This is a genomic window from Xanthomonas indica (assembly GCF_040529045.1).
Classification (GTDB): domain Bacteria; phylum Pseudomonadota; class Gammaproteobacteria; order Xanthomonadales; family Xanthomonadaceae; genus Xanthomonas_A; species Xanthomonas_A indica.
Map to the genome: position 1 here is coordinate 3,400,682 of NZ_CP131914.1, position 17,133 is coordinate 3,417,814.

At 68.2% G+C, this 17,133-nt stretch carries 12 protein-coding genes and 1 other RNA gene; 7 read left to right on the plus strand and 6 right to left on the minus strand.

Annotated elements, in window-relative coordinates; all coding sequences use genetic code 11:
- Window positions 1-396: 396 nt before the first annotated feature.
- Window positions 397-748: a transfer-messenger RNA gene (gene ssrA, locus Q7W82_RS14755) on the plus strand.
- Between the two features lie 226 nt (window positions 749-974).
- Entirely contained in the window at window positions 975-1,484 is a 510-nt protein-coding gene (locus Q7W82_RS14760) for an SHOCT domain-containing protein (protein WP_242160451.1), read from the plus strand.
- A gap of 207 nt (window positions 1,485-1,691) precedes the next feature.
- Here Q7W82_RS14760 and Q7W82_RS14765 read toward each other — a convergent pair whose 3' ends face one another.
- From Q7W82_RS14765 to Q7W82_RS14775, 3 genes are read right to left on the minus strand one after another with little or no spacing between them, the layout of a single operon-like run.
- Window positions 1,692-2,495, minus strand: coding sequence for an SDR family oxidoreductase (locus tag Q7W82_RS14765; protein WP_242160452.1), 804 nt, complete (start codon window positions 2,493-2,495; stop codon window positions 1,692-1,694).
- A gap of 36 nt (window positions 2,496-2,531) precedes the next feature.
- Window positions 2,532-4,055, minus strand: a complete 1,524-nt coding sequence (locus Q7W82_RS14770) for a GMC family oxidoreductase (protein WP_242160453.1) — start codon at window positions 4,053-4,055, stop codon at window positions 2,532-2,534.
- Window positions 4,052-5,410 carry an alpha/beta hydrolase gene (locus Q7W82_RS14775; RefSeq protein ID WP_242160454.1) on the minus strand — a complete coding sequence of 453 codons (1,359 nt, stop codon included), beginning with the start codon at window positions 5,408-5,410 and terminating at the stop codon, window positions 4,052-4,054. The genes Q7W82_RS14770 and Q7W82_RS14775 overlap by 4 nt, the downstream gene beginning before the upstream one ends.
- 221 nt (window positions 5,411-5,631) lie before the next feature.
- On the opposite strand from Q7W82_RS14775, the gene Q7W82_RS14780 reads away from it, so the two are divergent.
- The 5 genes from Q7W82_RS14780 (at window position 5,632) to Q7W82_RS14800 (ending at window position 11,390) form a co-directional block, all read left to right on the plus strand.
- Window positions 5,632-7,485 carry a glycoside hydrolase family 15 protein gene (locus Q7W82_RS14780; RefSeq protein ID WP_242160455.1) on the plus strand — a complete coding sequence of 618 codons (1,854 nt, stop codon included), beginning with the start codon at window positions 5,632-5,634 and terminating at the stop codon, window positions 7,483-7,485.
- Window positions 7,482-8,375: an SDR family oxidoreductase gene (locus tag Q7W82_RS14785; RefSeq protein WP_242160456.1), complete on the plus strand. Its 894-nt coding sequence runs from the start codon at window positions 7,482-7,484 to the stop codon at window positions 8,373-8,375. The genes Q7W82_RS14780 and Q7W82_RS14785 overlap by 4 nt, the downstream gene beginning before the upstream one ends.
- A 435-nt stretch (window positions 8,376-8,810) precedes the next feature.
- Window positions 8,811-9,194, plus strand: a complete 384-nt coding sequence (locus Q7W82_RS14790) for a VOC family protein (protein WP_242160502.1) — start codon at window positions 8,811-8,813, stop codon at window positions 9,192-9,194.
- 523 nt (window positions 9,195-9,717) lie between these two features.
- On the plus strand, window positions 9,718-9,891 hold the full coding sequence (locus tag Q7W82_RS14795) for a hypothetical protein (RefSeq protein WP_242160457.1): 174 nt from the start codon (window positions 9,718-9,720) through the stop codon (window positions 9,889-9,891).
- A 506-nt stretch (window positions 9,892-10,397) separates the two neighbouring features.
- On the plus strand, window positions 10,398-11,390 hold the full coding sequence (locus Q7W82_RS14800) for a GGDEF domain-containing protein (RefSeq protein ID WP_242160458.1): 993 nt from the start codon (window positions 10,398-10,400) through the stop codon (window positions 11,388-11,390).
- Between the two features lie 234 nt (window positions 11,391-11,624).
- On the opposite strand, the gene Q7W82_RS14805 is transcribed toward Q7W82_RS14800, so the two are convergent.
- From Q7W82_RS14805 to Q7W82_RS14815, 3 genes are read right to left on the minus strand one after another with little or no spacing between them, the layout of a single operon-like run.
- A complete protein-coding gene (locus tag Q7W82_RS14805; protein WP_242160459.1) occupies window positions 11,625-13,082 on the minus strand; it encodes an efflux transporter outer membrane subunit in 1,458 nt (485 codons plus the stop codon).
- On the minus strand, window positions 13,076-13,810 hold the full coding sequence (locus tag Q7W82_RS14810; protein WP_242160460.1) for an SDR family oxidoreductase: 735 nt from the start codon (window positions 13,808-13,810) through the stop codon (window positions 13,076-13,078). The genes Q7W82_RS14805 and Q7W82_RS14810 overlap by 7 nt, the downstream gene beginning before the upstream one ends.
- Before the next feature lie 31 nt (window positions 13,811-13,841).
- On the minus strand, window positions 13,842-17,012 hold the full coding sequence (locus tag Q7W82_RS14815) for a multidrug efflux RND transporter permease subunit (protein WP_242160461.1): 3,171 nt from the start codon (window positions 17,010-17,012) through the stop codon (window positions 13,842-13,844).
- Between the last annotated feature and the right edge of the window lie 121 nt (window positions 17,013-17,133).

Below are 17,133 nucleotides of genomic sequence, written 5' to 3' on the forward strand. Positions count from 1 at the left end.
TGCAGCGGCCCGTGCCGATGCGGGTGCCCTCGTCGCTGTCGCTGTCGGTGCCGGCGTCGCCGTCTTCGGCGCCTTGGCGGCACGCGTGCCACCCGCCGTCGTCTTGCGCGCTGCCGCTCTCGGCTTGGCGGCGGATGTCGCCTGCGCCTTGACCGGCGCCTTGCCGGGTGTGGGCCTAGAGGAGGTGACGGATGCCTTCGGCGCGGACCCGTTGCTGCGGCCACGCGGCTGTCTGCTTGCCATTGCGCTGCTCCATGCCTGGGGGAATGCCTGGGGGACGGCGGCGTGACAGGGCCGGCGTCGCAGTGAAGCCAGCTTAAGCGTGGTCTGTCTCAAGGCTTGTGACTGCCCTCCCCGATCCCTACACTGTGCAGGTCAGCGTTTGACGTTGTCCCCGGGGGTGCACTGGTTTCGACGGGGGTTGCAAAATCGCTTGGCGCATGCCGAGGGGGCAGCTTTCCTCGTAAATCCAGCAGCAAACTTATAGTTGCCAACGACGACAACTACGCTCTGGCCGCTTAAGGCCTAGCCCCGAAATCGCTTGTGTCCGTGCTCGCGACGTAGGGTCATTATCACGGAATCGCCGGTGGTGGCTGCCTGTCAGCCATTGGCTAAATCAAGCAGGCTGGTCCTGGGATGCGCTTCGCACATCGTGCTGTTCCGGGATGAGATCCAACGATGAGCTAAGCATGTAGTGCCGGGGATGGAGTGCCTTCGGACGGCGGTTCGATTCCGCCCACCTCCACCATCCAAACGTCCATGGACGTGCAAACAAGGCTGGAATCCCGATCGCATCGAGGTTTCCGGCTTTTTTTGTGCCTGATGCCGGCCGGCAGCACGCGGGACGGCATCGCCACAGTAGCGCCACGCTCGCCACTGGGATCAACCATCGTGCGGTCGCATGCCATAGTGAGGCTACCAATGACCCCGCGTCATCACAGGTAGGCCCCGCGATCACTCGCTGAGGAAGAACCATGAAACGCATTCTTTTCGTGCCCATGCTATGGATGGCGCTGGCCGGCACCGCGCAGGCCGTTGAGCCAGAGTTTGCGCAGGTGTCACCCGGCGTGTGGATGGTGACGGTCAAGAATCACGCCGGCATCTTCGCCAGCGCTGCAACGACCAAGCGCAAAGCGCTTCTCGCTGCCAACGCGTTCGCCGCCGCCAAGAACATGCAGGCGGTACCGGTGGCAATGGAAGCGGTGGACGCAGGTGGACCGGGCCAGTGGCCATACGTCGAGTATCAGTTCCGTCTAGTTCCGCAAGGTTCCGATGAGACCGTCGGGTTGCAGCCACGAGCCGACCTGCAAATCGAGGTGAACGCGAGCGCGGCATCGCCGGCCGCAACCGGCGATGCGCCGCGCGCACTCGGCGCGCAGCCTGATCTATACACCGAACTGTTGAAGCTCGACGACCTACGGAAGAAAGGCCTGCTCACCGATGCCGAGTTCCAGGTGCAGAAGGCCAAGCTGCTGTCGCGCTAGCCACGTCGAAAGCGCTCACGCAGTGTTCTACTCCACGTTCCGGACGAACGCCACGTTGCCAGAGAACGAAACGCGCCCCGCCCCATCACGCTCGCTGGCGTCAAAATGACAGCCGACGGAACAGCAGCCGAAAACAACTCCAGCTTCCACCATCGGCTCCTGCGAAACATGCAGGAGCATCTCCTTCGTCCCGAGGTCAGTTTCGACTCACCCCGCAATGGTCTGCACCGACCCCGAATCGACCCGGATACCGGCACCATTGATGAAGCTGGCGCGCTCGGAGCACAGAAACACAACCGCCGCCGCCACCTCTTCCGGCCGGCCACGCCGCTTGAGGACCATGCCGGGACGCTCCTCGTCCAGGAACGACGACACCGCTTCATCGAAGGTCATGCCCTTTTCCTTCGCGCGCTTGTGCATCATTGCGTCGGTCATCGGGGTATGGATGAACGCGGGCGACACCGTGTTGACCAGTACGTTGTCGCCACCGTAGGCCTTGGACAGGCCCTTGGCCAGACTCAGGATTCCGGCCTTCGACGCGCAGTAGGCCAGTTCGTCCACATAGGGCTGCACGGCGTCCTCGGACGCGAACAGGACGATCCGCCCCCAGCCGTTTCGGCGCATCGCGGGAATCGCTTCGCGGCACATCCGCACCGCGCCCATCAGGTTGATGTCCAGCGTTTCGAGCCACCCCGCATCGCTCACGTCGAGGAAGTCGCCGGTCGCCCCGGTGACGCCGGCCGCATTGACGTAGATATCCGGATCGCCCAGCTGTGCCCGGACCTGCGCCCAGATCTCCGCGACATCGTTCGCACGCGTCACATCGCCCGCCACGGCGATCACCTCGCCCAGGCCCGACAGCTCGGACAGCGCCTGATCGAGCGTGCCGTCCGCACGGTCGGTGATCGCCACACGCACGCCGGCCTGCAGCAGTTGGCGGGCGGTTTCCTTGCCCATGCCCGAGTCGGCGCCACTGATCAGGGCAGTCCGATGGTTGATTCCAAGGTCCATGTCGTTTTCCTCGTTGGGTGAAGGGGAAGCAATCGCCTAGTGCGCGAGAAACCGCTCGGCGGTGCGCAAGCCGAGTGCCATCTGTGTCAGGGCCGGATTGGCCGCCAATGCGCTGGGGAAGACCGAGTTGTCGCAGACGTAGAGATTGCCGATGTCGAACGAACGGCCATCCGGATCGACCACGGCCTGCGCGGGATCGCGGCCCATGCGACAGGTGCCGAGCGTGTGTGCCGAGCGCGCGGCGGCGAAGATGTCCTGGGCGCCGGCCGCCTCCCAGATCGCCTGCAGCGTGCGTCTGGCGTGGGCATCGATCGCCTGTTCGTTGGGTCCGTAGCTGAAGTCGACCCGCGCCTTGCGCAGGCCGAAGGCATCGCACTCGTCGGCGAGCGTCAGGCGATTGGTGTCCTGCGGCAGGCATTCGCCATTGATGCCGATGCCGGCCAGACGGTTGTAGCGCGTCATGGTCCGCACCAGCGCCGCGCCCCAGCGGCCGGCACCACGCGCCAGCGTGTTGGCGAGCGTCACCGGCTGCACGCCCAGGCTCTGGATCAGATAGCCGCCGGCAAACTCGGCCTGCGCGGGGCGCAGCATGTCCTCGCTCATCAGCGAGGAGGGGTAGCCGCGGTTCATGCGCATGTCCATGTCGAACGTGCCCCAGACCTGGGTCGCGACATGTGCCATGAAATTGCGCCCGACCTGTCCACTGGAGTTGGCCAGTCCCAGGTTCAGCAGCAAGCGCGGCGTTTCCACGCCGCCGGCGCATAGAAACAAGGCCGTGCAACGCTGGCGCAGTTCGCGCTCGCCCTGCCGGTAGACGACGCCGGTGACCGCGCCCAGGCTGTTGCGCTCGATGCCGACGACCCGGCAATCGGTGCGCAGGTCCGCACCGTGCGCCCGTGCCAGCGGCAGCCAGGTCGTGTCCACGCTGACCTTGGCGCCATTGCTGCAGCCCTGATGACACGCACCGCAGTTGTTGCAGGCCACGCGCGTGCCCCAGTGCGGCTGTTCGTGCGGCCGGGTGACTAGCGCCGCCGGTGCATCGGCGGCCGTGATGCCGAGCGCACGGCAGCCGCGCTCCATCGCCTCGGCGGGTGCGTTGCGCTGGGCAGGCGGGAAGGCATAGCAGCGCTCTCCGTCCCATGGGTAGACCGCCGGCCCGGACACGCCGATGAAGCGTTCGACGCGCTGGAGGTAGGACAGCAGTTCTTGGTGCGCGATCGGCCAGTCTTCGCCCTGGCTGGTCTGCGTGCGTAGTTGCAGATCGCGCGGGTCCGGGCGCGGGCAGAACGCGCCCCAGTGCAGCGTCGATCCGCCGAGCCCCGCACCGGAATTGTTCGGGCCGAACGCCGTCGGCGTCCGCCCTCCGCTGAGGCGCTCTTCCATCCAGTAGATGTCCGTCGCCAGTTCGTCCGCGCGGTGCGCATCCGGGCCGAACGCGGCGCCGGCTTCCAGCACCACCACCGAGACGCCGGCCTGCGCCAGTCGCGCGGCCAGCGGACCGCCGCCGGCGCCGCTGCCGACCACGACCGCATCCACCGCCGCAGTCGATACGACGCTCATGGATGCGCCTTGGGCAGCAGCTGCCAGGCCTCGCGGCGATCGGCGACGGTTTCCTGGTAACCGGGGCTGCCCGCGCCCAAGCCGCCCACGGCGAACCCGTCGTAGCCCAAGGCGGCCATGGTGACCGGAAGGCTTGTCCAGATACGCACCGTCTCGGCACGCACGTCTTCGAACCAGGCGGCGAGTTGCGCCGCGCTCCATCCGCACGCGGGACAGTCGCCTGCCTCGCTCAGGAAGATGGCGCGCAGCCAGCCGTCCTGTTCCTGTGCAGGCAAGGCGGCGAAGCCGCCGGACAACGCGTCCAGCGCATCCAGCCCCATCGGCCAGGCGAGACGGTCGGGCGGCAGGTCGGCAAACCGCCACCCGTCCCCTACCTCCTTGGCGAGATCGACGTCGATGCGGCGCGCGATATCGCGGGCGTCGCCCGCACCATCCAGAACGCGCTCGACCACGGCGGCCAGCGTGCCTGACTGGCGCTCGCTCAATATGCCTTTTGCCGCACGCGACGGCCCGGCATGGCGATGCAGCAGCGCCTTGCGCATCGTCGGGGCGACGCGCTCGGCATTGAGCAACGCCACGAAGTCGTCGGGCAGCCGGCGTGCCGCGGTACCGTCGACGTGCGCGGCGATCAACGCCGCGAGCGCCTGCGGTCGTTCGTAGGGAATCAGGTGTGCTGCCTGCGCCACCACGGTGAGGTGCGCATCGCGGTAATGCGGCAGGTTCCAGCGCCGCTGCGCCGTCTCGTCGAGATCGCCGTCCTCGCTGCCCGCGACCACGAGCGCGGGCACGTCGATGCAGCCGGCCTGCGCCGCGCAGTCCTCGCGGCTGCCATGGGTGAGCCAGGCGTTCCATGCGCGCGCGCTGCTGCGCAGGACATCGTCGACAGCGCCGCCACGCGGCGATGTCGGCAACGGCGCCGCGCAGTTGTCGTCGATGAACTGTTCGGCCTGCTGCCGCGTGGGGCCGGCACCGTCGAACCAGGACAACATGGTCTGCCGCCGGGATTCGTCCATCGGCTCAGGCGCGGGCGGCGATGCGGCCACTAGGACGACCCCGGCCAGGCCAGCGAGCCCGGCCATGCCATCGCGCGCGCGCGCGGCGGCCAGGGTGGCGATCTTCCCACCCATGCTGTGGCCCACCACATACCAGCAATTCGGCCTGTCGCGCGCAACTGCGCCTGCGAACCAGTCCACCAGCGCGGTCACATCCGGGCGATCCAACGCCGGCGCAGTGCCGAAGCCTGGAACATCCAGTGCGATGCAGTCGAAGCGCGGTTGCAAAACATCGATCACCGAAGACCACTCGCGCCCGCTCGAGCCGAGGGCGTGCAGGAAATACAGGACCGGTTTTCCCATGGTGCACCTCGATGACGGTGACGCACGATGGACCAGCCTTCGTCCACGCCACGTGGAGGCCCACACAGGCAGATGCCGTCTTCACCGGGCCTCGGCAGAGAGGCCACTACCGTCGGGCTGCCCTCCCCTTCGCAGCATCTCCATGCTTCATCGACACGTCACGCTGGAATCGAAGACGCCCCAGCGCGGCCCTGACGCGCCCTGGCGTGGAGCCTGAGCACGTGCCCACGACAGCCCGGCCACGCCGCTCGACCTCAAGCGCCGGCCGCACCGAGGGTGCGCTACCGATCGAACAGTACGGCGCACTCGGCGAAGGACGCTCGGTCGCCCTGACCGGATCGGACGGATCGATCGATTGGTGGTGCGCGCCCAACATGGACAGCCCGCCGCTGTTCGACCGGCTCCTGGACGCCGAGCAAGGCGGCTACTTCGTGCTGGCCCCGGACGCGCCCTTCCGCACCGAGCGGCGCTATCGGAAAGACAGCAATGTCCTGGTCACCACGTTCACCACCGCATCCGGCCAGGCGACGCTGACCGAGTCGCTCAACAGCGGGCATGCGGGACGGCTGCCCTGGTGCGAACTCGCACGACGCATCGAGTGCCAGCGCGGAACCATGCGCTTCCGGCTGGAGCTGAAATTCAGCTTGCGGGCGCAGAACGCCAGCCCGTACTGCGCGGCGATCGGCCCGCACACCGTATTTCATGTCGACCGCCTGCTTGGCGTCATGATCCACGACGACAGGCTGAGCTGCGCGTGGTCGGACCACGGCGTTCGCGGCGAGATCACCGTGGCCAAGGGACAACGCGCGACGATCGCCCTGGTCGTCGGCGAGGACGAGCCGCTGGTCGCGCCCACCATCGGGGAGATCGACAGCCGCATCGATCTGACCGACAAGGAATGGCGGGCATGGTCGAAGAACGTGACCTTCCCGCACGAGGGTCGGGATTTTTTCGTCCGCAGCGCGCTCGCGCTCAAATTGCTGCTCTATTCGCCCTCCGGCGCCATCGCCGCTGCCGCGACGACGTCGCTGCCCGAACGCATCGGCGGCGACAAGAACTTCGATTATCGCTATGCCTGGATCCGCGATGCCGGCTACACCATCCAGGCGTTTCTCGCCGCCGGCCTGGAAGCGGAATCGAAGGCTGCCTTCACCTGGCTGATCCGGCAACTGCGCCAGCACGGGCCGAAAGTCGTGTTCACCCTGGACGGCGGACTGGTGCCCGACGTCGTCGAACTGGAGGCCGCCGGCTACCGCAACACGTTGCCGGTCGTGCGCGGCAATCTCGCCGGTGGGCAACACCAGCACGGCATCTACGGCGACATCTTCGAGACCGCCTATTGCTTCGTGAGCCGCGGCAACATCCTGGACGCATCCAGCGCCGAATTGCTGTCCCGGCTTGCCGACCAGTGCGCCGATCACTGGCGCAAGGCCGACTCGGGGATCTGGGAGTTGCCCGAACTGCAGCACTACACCATGTCCAAGGTCAGCTGCTGGCAGGCGCTGGCCAGGGCCGTCGAACTGGCCGACCAGGGCCAACTGCCGACGACGTGTCGCGATCGCTGGGAACGGGAGCGCGACAGGATCAAGGACTGGATCGAAGTCCACTGCTGGTCGGACGCGCAGCAGGCCTTCGTGATGTATCCGGGCAGCGACAAGCTGGATGCGTCGGTGGCGCTGGCCGCACGGTTCCGCTTCGACGGCAAGGATCGGCTGTTGGCGACGCTGGACGCGATCGACCGCGTGTTGGGCGCCGGCGCGTTCCATTACCGCTACTCCGGCATGGCGCAGGAAGAAGGCTGCTTCGTCGCGTGCTCCTACTGGATCGCCGAAGCCTATGCCCGCCTGGGACAGAAAGCCAAGGCCAGGAAACGGCTGGCCCGACTCAATGCCGCGCTCGATCGCTGCAACGGCCTGTTGAGCGAGATGGTCGATCCGCACACTGGCGCGTTCCTGGGGAATTTCCCGCAAGGACTGAGCCATCTCGCCCAGATCATGGCGATGTCGACCATCGAGAACACCACAACCAATCCGGTAAAACTCCGTCCACACGCCAACAAGAGGAAGACACGATGACCGACCGACTGAAGATGCAGGACCCGCGCGAACAGTACCCCAAGCCGCCCTTCCCGCCTCAGCCGCAACCAGTTCCAGGCAAGGCCTCGGACATGGATCCGGTGCCCGACCATGGCGAGACCAGCTATCGCGGCGCGGGCAAGCTGGCGGGCCGCCGGGCGCTGGTGACCGGTGGCGACAGCGGCATCGGCCGCGCCGCGGCGATCGCCTTTGCACGCGAGGGTGCCGATGTGGCCATCTCCTTCCTTGCCGAGGAAGCGTCGGACGCGCAGGAGGTCATCGCCCTCATCGAGGCCGAAGGACGCAAGGCGATCAGCCTCCCGGGCGACATCACCGATCGTCAATGGTGTGCGGAACTGGTCGAGAAGGCCGTCGCCGGCCTGGGCGGCCTGGACATCCTGGTGATCAACGCGGGCCGGCAGCAGTATCGGGAAGAGATCGGCGAGGTGAGCGACGAGGATTTCGACAAGACGCTGAAGACCAATCTCTACGCCATGCACTGGATCTGCCGCGCCGCGGTCCCGCACCTTCCGCCGGGCGCCGCGGTGATCACCACCGCGTCGATCCAGGCGTACGACCCGTCGGCGATCCTGCTCGACTACGCGACCACCAAGGCCGGCATCGTCGCCTACACCAAGGCATTGGCGGCACAGTTGAGCGAAAAGGGCATCCGGGCAAACGTGGTGGCACCCGGTCCGTTCTGGACCGCGCTGCAGTCGTCTGGCGGCCAGCCGATGGAGGCGGTCACCCAGTTCGGCTCAAAGACGCACTTCAAGCGCCCTGGCCAGCCGGTCGAAATCGCACCGCTGTATGTGCTCCTCGCCAGCCAGGAAGGCAGCTACCTGACCGGCGAAGTGTTCGGCGCGACCGGTGGTGCCGGCGTCGCCTGACGCGTCGTGGGACAGGTGCACGCCCAGGCGTGCACCTGCCTGCATAGCCATCGCGTCATGTTTCCCATGTGTCGCCATGCGCGGGCGACGCCAGCGGTCCATGTCCATCTGCATGACGCCGCACAGTGCTGCTGCGCGGCCTCCCGACGCGCGGCCGCCGTGGCTGACCCAGCGTGCTCCCGGAGAGCGCGCAGCAAGCACTGCTTTGGGCATGCGGCGCAATCGGCGATACTGCCGACGAAGCCCACACTCGCCGTCCGGACGCTCAGGGAACATCGTCCACGCATCTGGACAACTGCCCCCCGTCCAATCGTTGCCTGCGAACGGCGCCGGGTGAACCGGCCGACAGCGAACCCGTCGAGCGCCGGCGTGTGCGACCTTCCATCGCGCTGCGCCAGCGTTCCGACATTCGCCATTCTTCATGCAGGTAGCCTGATGCTCCACCATGTTTCGTTCGGCGTTCGCGATCTTGCCGTCGCAGGCGCGTTCTACGATGCCGCACTGCGACCATTGGGTTACCTGCGCGTGTTCGAGGACGAGACTGCGATCGGGTACGGCATCGCCGAGGGCAGCGACGATCTGTTCTGCCTGAAACTGCATGACCGCGCCACGGCGCCGGGACCCGGTTTCCACCTGGCGTTCGCCGCGACAACGCAGTTGCAGGTGGACGCGTTCCACCGTGCCGCACTGCAAGCCGGCGGTCGCGACAATGGCGCGCCCGGCCTGCGTCCCGACTATGGGGACGCCTACTACGCCGCGTTCGTCATCGACCCGGATGGGCATCGCATCGAGGCCGTCTTCAATCCACTGGGCAGCTAGGTCTGCAACACCGGTCCGGGTCCATTGTCGGGGAGCCACGGGTTCGTAGACGGCAGCATCCAAACCCGTTGCGGCAAAGTCGGCGGCAATGGACCTCGCCAGTACGGGACGCGCATCAGATCAGCGATGCTGCCCGTACGCTGTCTGAGTCGGCGGCGAGCCGCGCATCGCCAAAGCGCTGCCCGGAAACGCAAAACGCACCGGCAGGTGGATGCCTGCCGGTGCGTGAAAAAAGTGGTCCAGCCGCGGATGCCTGCATCCTTGAAGCAGCCCCAGGCATCGCCCCGGCCGCACAGCTGGTACGCGCATCATGCGTGGGCACCCGTTACGCCAGCGTCCTCGAGGCGTTGCGAAATGATGTCGGCCGTGTCGTGGCCGTGCGACGAGAGGGCGTGGCGCCGCTCTTCCCCCGCGACGATCACGTGTACCGGCGTCGGCAATCGAAAAGCCTGGCAACGCGCCGACATCTCCGTCACCAGCGGCCTGTAGGGTGGAATGCTCTTTCCGATCGAGACTGCCCGCCATGCCCTTGACCCAGGAACAGCTGCGCATCCTGCAGGACATCCACGCCACCACGCCGGTCAGCGAGGCAGAGGCGGCCTGGGCGGTGCGCGAGAACTATGCGGCGCAAGGCGAGGATGGCGATCTCGCGCTGAGCCAGAAAGGGCTGAAGGCCATCGACGGTAACGACGCCTAGCCCATCCGTGGCGGGCGCGCCGCGCGCGGATCCTGCCCGCGCCGGTCACGCTGCCGGGCCAGTATGACGCGTCGGAGCGGCGGCTTCGCTGACCGCGATACGCGCAACGCCGGTTTGACGCCACCGCGGAGACGCCAGGCGCAACGCGCCTGACCTCGCCCGAGCCGGCGCTGCGCGCCACCTTCCCGGAGGGAGGAGGAATCAGCTGCGCGCGTCCTTCCGTAGCCCTCCCCTACCGGCCGCAACCAGACACGGCCTGCCGCGTGGCACAGGCGATCGGTGCGACGCCGGTCGCTGCGTCAACGCGACGCTGTCGCGGCGCGCAAGGTGTCGGCAATTCCACTACGCCGCGTTCAGCATCGGGATACGCACCACAAAAGCATCTTGGGCATGGAACTTGCTTCTTCCACCGCAACACTCTTCCGCCATCCTGACGTCGCCATGTTCGTCGCCCGCCCCCGTTCAACAGCCCGCCATGACCATGCGCCGTGCCGGAGCGCCTCTCCGTGAGCGCGGGCTTGACCCTGCGCCGGCACTTCCGGCTTGGCATCATCAAGGTCCTCGGTCCCTCCACGGCCGGGGTACTGCTGCTGTTCGCCCTCTACCAGATCGCGATCGGCGCGCCGTTGACCGCGCTGGCCGGCGCCGCCCTGGCCGGCTTGGCTGCGTTGGCGACCTGGCTGGCCCTGCATCGCGGCGACGGCCGCATGGATCCGTTGCTGTCGCTGAGTTGGCTGCTGGGCAGCGCCCTGGCCTGCCATGCGCTGCGCCATGCCGCGGTGCCGTGGCTGTACCTGGTGATGATGAGCAACTTCTTCGCGGTCACGCGCAATGTCGCCCTGGCCTGCAACGCGACCCTGATCGCGGTGCTGCTGGTGGTCACCCCGAGCACGCTGGGTGCCGAGCATTTCTTCTCCATGCTGGCGGTGTCGCTGCTGATCACCGGACTGGGCTACATGCTGGCGTTGCGGGTGGAAGGCGATCGCCTGCAACTGGAGCAACTGGCCTCGCACGACTCGCTGACCGGGCTGCCGAACCGCCGCATGCTCGAGCGCAGCCTGTCGCAACGGGTGGCCGATCCACGCCGGGCGACCCGCCGGCATGGCTTGATCGTGCTCGACATCGATCACTTCAAGGAGGTCAACGACCTCTACGGCCATGCCGAGGGCGATCGGGTGCTGGTCGAGCTGGCCACGTTGCTGCGCGCGCAGGTGCGCGCGCCGGACGAGGTGTTCCGGTTCGGTGGCGAGGAGTTCGTGGTGGTGGCGCGGCTGCAGTCCGCGACCGAACTGTCCGCCTTCGCCAGGCGGCTGCACGACGCCGCGCGCACGGCGCTGCGCGGCCCCAACGGCACCATCACCGTGTCGCTGGGCGCGGCGATGCTGTGCGACGAGGTGCAGTGGCACGACTGGTTCTCGCGTGCCGACACCGCGCTGTACCAGGCCAAGAACAACGGACGCGACCGCTACGTGATCGCCGAGGACGTGGCGCAGGACTGAGCGGCCGGCACCGGCGGCAGACGCGGCGCCATCCGGTCCGGCAGCCGTCACCAGCCTCCGTGGGAGCGGCTTTCAGCCGCGACGGGCTTCACCGGGAACGCCCGTCGCGGCTGAAGCCGCTCCTACAGGAAACCCGCACCGGCCTGGTGCTGACAAAAAGCAGATGAAGTGAGGTGCCGAGAAGGCCACGGTGCGTGCCGTCGGCCTGCACCGCGGCCTTCGCAGCACCCCCAATCAGCGCGCCTGCAGCGCGGACGCCGCCACCGCGGTGGTCGCAACGTCCCTGCCGGCCTCCGTGCCTGCATCCTGGCCCCAGCCGCCGAGCGCCTTGTACACCCGCACCACGCCGATGTTCACCGCCGCTTCGGCGTCGGCCAGGTCGGCCTCGGCGGTGAGTTGCGTGCGCTGCGCATCGAGCAGGGTCAGAAAATCCTCCGAGCCTTCGCGATACCGGATCTGCGCCAGCGCCTCGGCGCGCTGCGCGGCCTGCGTCTGTTCGGCCACGATCGCCAGCCGCGCCTGCTCGTGGGCATAGGCAGTCAGGGCGTTCTCGGTGTCCTCCAGCGCGCCGAGCACGGCCTTCTCGTAGTCGGCGGCGGCGCCGTCGGCCTGCGCCTCGCTCGCGCGCAGGCGCGCCCGCACGCTGCCCATGTCGAACGCCGCCCACTGGATCGACGGAGTCAGCGACCAGGCCTTGCTGCGTCCGTGCAACAGGGCGCCGGCATCGCCGGACAGGAAACCGACGAAGCCGGACAGGCTGATCCGCGGGAACAGGTCGGCGGTGGCCACGCCGACCCGTGCGGTCGCCGCCGCCAGGCGGCGTTCGGCGCTGCGCACGTCGGGACGCCGGCGCAGCAACTGCGTGGTGTCGCCCAGCGGCAAGGCCCGCGCATAGGCCGGGGTCGGCTGGGGCGCCAGCAGCGCATCGAGCGCGCCTGGCGGCTTGCCCAGCAGCACCGCCAACCGGTGCCGCGCCTGCGCGGCGTCCACTTCCAGCAACGGGATGTCGGCCTCGATCGCCTTCAGCCGCGCGCGGCTGCTCTGCACGTCCAGTTCGCTGCCGGCGCCCAGCCGCCAGCGGGTCTCGGTCAGGCGCTGGGTATCGCGCAGGTTGTCCAGCGTGGTGCGCGCCAGCGCGATGCGCTTCTGCGTGCCACGCAGGGCGAAGTAGTTGCGCGCCACCTCCGCGGCCACGGTGACCTGGGCGTCGGCCAGGCCGGCCTGTTCGGCCTCCAGATCCGCACGCGCAGCCTCGCTGGCACGGCGCTGGCGCCCGAACAGGTCCAGCTCCCAGCCGGCATCGAAGCCGAGCCGGTAGCTCTCGGTCAGCACGCGCGCGCCGCCGGCATCGGCGTCCGGCGCCTTGCCGCGGGTGTAGTCGCCGCCGGCGGTCACGTGCGGCGCCTGGTCCAGGCGCTGCTCGGCGAAGACCGCGCGTGCCTCGTGCACGCGCGCCAGGGCGATGCGCAGGTCCAGGTTGGCGACCAGGCCGTCGTGCACCAGTTGCTCCAGCACCGGATCGTCGAACTGCGCCCACCAGGACGCGACCGGCGAATCGGTTGCGAACACCGGCGACGCCGCGCCCTGCAGCGTCACCGTCGGCTGCACCGGTGCGCGGTAGTCGGGGCCGACGCTGGCGCAGGCGCTGAGCAGCGCCAGCGCCAGCGCGCCGAGTGCGGGACGGATCACCATGGCAGCACCTGTCCGACATGGGTGTAGCTGCCGGTGGGGCCGTCCGCGTCGAGCAGCGCCATCATCACGCTGCTGCGCGCGCCGTCGGCCACTTCCAGCTCGCCCTCGCCGGAGTTCATGTCGGTCTTCACGTAGCCGGGGTGGATGGTGTTGACCTTGATCGGGGTGTCGCGCAGTTCGTAGGCCAACTGGATGGTCCAGGCATTCACCGCGCTCTTGGACACGTTGTAGGCCGGCACCTTGAAGTCGTAGATCGGCGAGCCCGGCTGGCTGTGCAGCGTCAGCGAGCCGAGCAGGCTGGAGACGTTGACGATGCGCGCGGCCGGCGCTTCCCGCAGCAGCGGCAGGAACGCCTGGGTGACCGCGATCAGGCCGAACAGGTTGGTGTCGAAGGTCTCGCGCCAGGTCTCCAGGGTCTGCTGCGAGACGCTCAGGCGCAGGTCGTCGCGCAGGATGCCGGCGTTGTTGACCAGGATGTCCAGCCGCCCGTGGCGTGCGCGCACCGTGTCCACCGCCGCGGCGATGCTGGCGGCGTCGGTGACGTCCAGGGTCAGCGGCTCCACCGGCAGGCCCTCGCCCTGCAGTTCCAGCGCCGCGGCGCTGGCGCGGGTGGCATCGCGCCCGGCCAGCAGGGTGCGCACGCCGGCCTCGGCCAGTTGCCGCACGGTATGCAGGCCGATGCCGCGGGTGGCGCCGGTGACCAGGGCGATCTTGTGTGCTGCGTTCATTGCGAAACTCCTGAGAAAAATGGGAAAAGGATCAGCCGTGTGCCGGCGCGTCGGCGTGGGCCGGCGCATGCGAGACCAGCGGCCGCCCGGCCAGCTTGCGCAGGGCGACATAGAACACGGGGGTGAGGAACAGACCGAACAGGGTCACGCCCAGCATGCCGGCGAACACGGTGATGCCGGTGGCCGAGCGCACTTCCGCGCCCGCGCCATGCGAGAACACCAGCGGCACCGTGCCGGCGATGAAGGCGATGGAGGTCATCACGATCGGGCGCAGGCGCAGGCGGCAGGCCTGCAGCGCCGATTCGACAATGCCCTTGCCCTGCAGTTCCAGTTCGCGGGCGAACTCGACGATCAGGATCGCGTTCTTGCACGCCAGGCCCATCAATACCACCAGGCCGACCTGCACGAACACGTTGTTGTCGCCACCGCTCAGCCACACCCCGAACAACGCCGACAGCAGGGTCATCGGCACGATCAGGATCACCGCCAGCGGCAGCGTCCAGCTTTCGTACAGCGCGGCCAGCACCAGGAACGCCAGCAGCACCGCCAGCGGGAACACCACCAGCGCCGCATTGCCCTGGGTCGCCTGCTGGTAGCTCAGGTCGGTCCACTCGATCTCCATGCCGTTGGGCAGCACCTGCTTGGCGATCTGGGTGATCTTGGCCATCGCCTCGGCCGAGGACAGCGATCGCGCATCCGCCTCGCCGGCCAGGTCGGCGGCCGGATAGCCGTTGTAGCGCAGCACCGGGTCCGGGCCGTAAGTCTGCTTGATGGTGACCATCGAGCCGATCGGCACCATCTCGCCCTGAGCGTTGCGGGTGCGCAGCCGGGCGATGTCCTCCACGCTCTCGCGGAACGGCGCATCGGCCTGGGCGATCACCTGCCAGGTGCGGCCGAACTGGTTGAAGTCGTTGACGTAGGTCGAGCCCAGGTAGGTCTGCAGGGTATCGAACAGATCGGTCAGGGCCACGCCCTGGGCCTTGGCCTTGACCCGGTCGACCTCGGCATCGAGCTGCGGCACGTTGGCCTGGTAAGTACCGATCGGGAAGCTCATGCCCGGGGTCTGCGCCACCGCGCCCTGCATGGCGCTGACCGCGTTCTGCAGCGCACCGTAACCGAGGTTGGCGCGGTCCTCGATGAACAACTGATAGCCGTTGCCGTTGCCCAGGCCGAGGATCGGCGGCGGCATGAAGGCGAACGACATGCCCTCGCCCAGTTGCGCGATGCGCTGGTTGATCTCGGCATTGATTTCCAGCGCGCTGCGGTGGCGCTGCGCGAACGGCTTCAGCGGCAGGAACACCACGCCGGTATTGGGCGTGTTGGTGAACTGCAGCGCGTTGAGGCCCGGGAACGAGATCGCATGGGCCACGCCGTCGGTCTGCATGGCGATGGTGGCCACCTTGCGCAGCATCGCGTCGGTGCGCTCGATCGAGGCGCCTTCCGGCAGCTTCACACCGGCGATCAGGTACATCTTGTCCTGGGTCGGGATGAAGCCGCCCGGCACCGCCTTGAACATCAGCCCGGTGACCAGCAGCAGCGCCACGTACACCGCGAACACCGCGCCGCGGCGACCCAGGATGCGCGACACCGCGCCCTGGTAGCGGTCGGAACTGCGGTGGAAGAAGCGGTTGAACGGACGGAACAGCCAGCCGCCGAACAGCCGCTCCATGCCGCGCGACAGGCGGTCCTTGGGCGCGTCGTGGCCTTGCAGCAGGCGCGCGGCCAGCGCCGGCGACAGGGTCAGCGAGTTGATCGCCGAGATCACCGTGGAGATGGCGATGGTCACCGCGAACTGCTTGTAGAACTGCCCGGTCACCCCGGACAGGAACGCCATCGGCACGAACACCGCGCACAGCACCAGCGCGATCGCGATGATCGGGCCGGACACCTCGCGCATCGCCTGGTGCGCGGCCGCCAGCGGGGTCAGCCCCTCCTCGATGTTGCGCTCCACGTTCTCCACCACCACGATCGCATCGTCGACCACGATGCCGATCGCCAGCACCAACCCGAACAGGGTCAGCGTGTTGATCGAGAAGCCCAGCAGGTACAGCGCGGCGAAGGTGCCGACCACCGACACCGGGACCGCGATCAGCGGAATGATCGAGGCGCGCCAGGTCTGCAGGAACAGGATCACCACCAGCACCACCAGCAGCACCGCCTCCAGCAGGGTGTGGACCACCGCGCTGATCGAGTCGCGCACGAAGATGGTGGTGTCGTACACCGCCTCGTACTTCACGTCGTCGGGGAACTGCTTGGTCAGCTCGTCCATCTTGGCGATGACCTGGTCGCGGATCCGCAGCGCATTGGCGCCCGGCGCCTGGAAGATGCCGATGCCGACCGCGTTCTTGCCGTCCAGCTGCGCGCGCAGGGTGTAGTCGCCGGCGCCCAGCTGCAGGCGGGCGACGTCGGACAGGCGCACGGTCTGGCCGTCGGCGCCGACCTTGAGCACGATGTCGCCGAACTCCTGTTCGGTGCGCAGGCGGCCCTGCGCGTTGATCAGGGTCAGGAACTTGCTCTCGGGCATGGGCTCGGCGCCGAGCTGGCCGGCGGAGACCTGCACGTTCTGCTCGCGCATCGCCGCGACCACGTCGCTGGCGGTGAGGCCGCGTGCAGCCACCCGTTCCGGGTCCAGCCAGGCGCGCATCGCGTAGTCGCCGCCGCCGAACACCTGCGCATCGCCCACGCCCTGGATCCGCGCCAGCGCGTCCTTGACGTGCAGGCGCGCGTAGTTGCGCAGGTACAGGCTGTCGTACTTGCCCTTGGGCGAGGTCAGGTGCACCACCATCAGGAAGGTGGGCGACTGCTTCTGCGTGGTCACGCCCTGCCGGCGCACGTCCTCGGGCAGGCGCGCCTGCGCCTGCGCCACGCGGTTCTGCACCTTGACCGCGGCATCGTCCGGATCGGTGCCCGGGCGGAAGGTCACGGTCATCTGCAGCACGCCGTCGGAGCCGGCGACCGACTTGATGTACATCATGTTCTCCACGCCGTTGATCGCTTCCTCCAGCGGCGTGGCGACGGTCTCGGCGATGACCTTGGGGTTGGCGCCCGGATACACCGTGCGCACCACCACCGAGGGCGGCACCACGTCCGGGTACTCGCCGATGGGCAGCAGCGGGATGGCGATCAGGCCCGCGGCGAAAATGACGATCGACAGCACGGCGGCGAAGATCGGCCGGTCGATGAAGAATCTGGAAAAGTCCATGGGTGGTGGTCCTGGAAACGGATGAAACGGGGGGCCGGGCGCGGACGCAGGCATGCCGGTGGCGACGCCGGGCCGTTGCGGGCCCGGCGGGTACGGCCGACACGACTCGGCCGGTGGTGCG

Bases quoted from the DNA above. Each gene is read 5' to 3' on its own strand.
- Q7W82_RS14760 (WP_242160451.1), top strand. From the start codon at position 975: ATGAAACGCATTCTTTTCGTGCCCATGCTATGGATGGCGCTGGCCGGC.
- Q7W82_RS14765 (WP_242160452.1), bottom strand. From the start codon at position 2,495: ATGGACCTTGGAATCAACCATCGGACTGCCCTGATCAGTGGCGCCGAC.
- Q7W82_RS14770 (WP_242160453.1), bottom strand. From the start codon at position 4,055: ATGAGCGTCGTATCGACTGCGGCGGTGGATGCGGTCGTGGTCGGCAGC.
- Q7W82_RS14775 (WP_242160454.1), bottom strand. From the start codon at position 5,410: ATGGGAAAACCGGTCCTGTATTTCCTGCACGCCCTCGGCTCGAGCGGG.
- Q7W82_RS14785 (WP_242160456.1), top strand. From the start codon at position 7,482: ATGACCGACCGACTGAAGATGCAGGACCCGCGCGAACAGTACCCCAAG.
- Q7W82_RS14790 (WP_242160502.1), top strand. From the start codon at position 8,811: ATGCTCCACCATGTTTCGTTCGGCGTTCGCGATCTTGCCGTCGCAGGC.
- Q7W82_RS14795 (WP_242160457.1), top strand. From the start codon at position 9,718: ATGCCCTTGACCCAGGAACAGCTGCGCATCCTGCAGGACATCCACGCC.
- Q7W82_RS14805 (WP_242160459.1), bottom strand. From the start codon at position 13,082: ATGGTGATCCGTCCCGCACTCGGCGCGCTGGCGCTGGCGCTGCTCAGC.
- Q7W82_RS14810 (WP_242160460.1), bottom strand. From the start codon at position 13,810: ATGAACGCAGCACACAAGATCGCCCTGGTCACCGGCGCCACCCGCGGC.
- Q7W82_RS14815 (WP_242160461.1), bottom strand. From the start codon at position 17,012: ATGGACTTTTCCAGATTCTTCATCGACCGGCCGATCTTCGCCGCCGTG.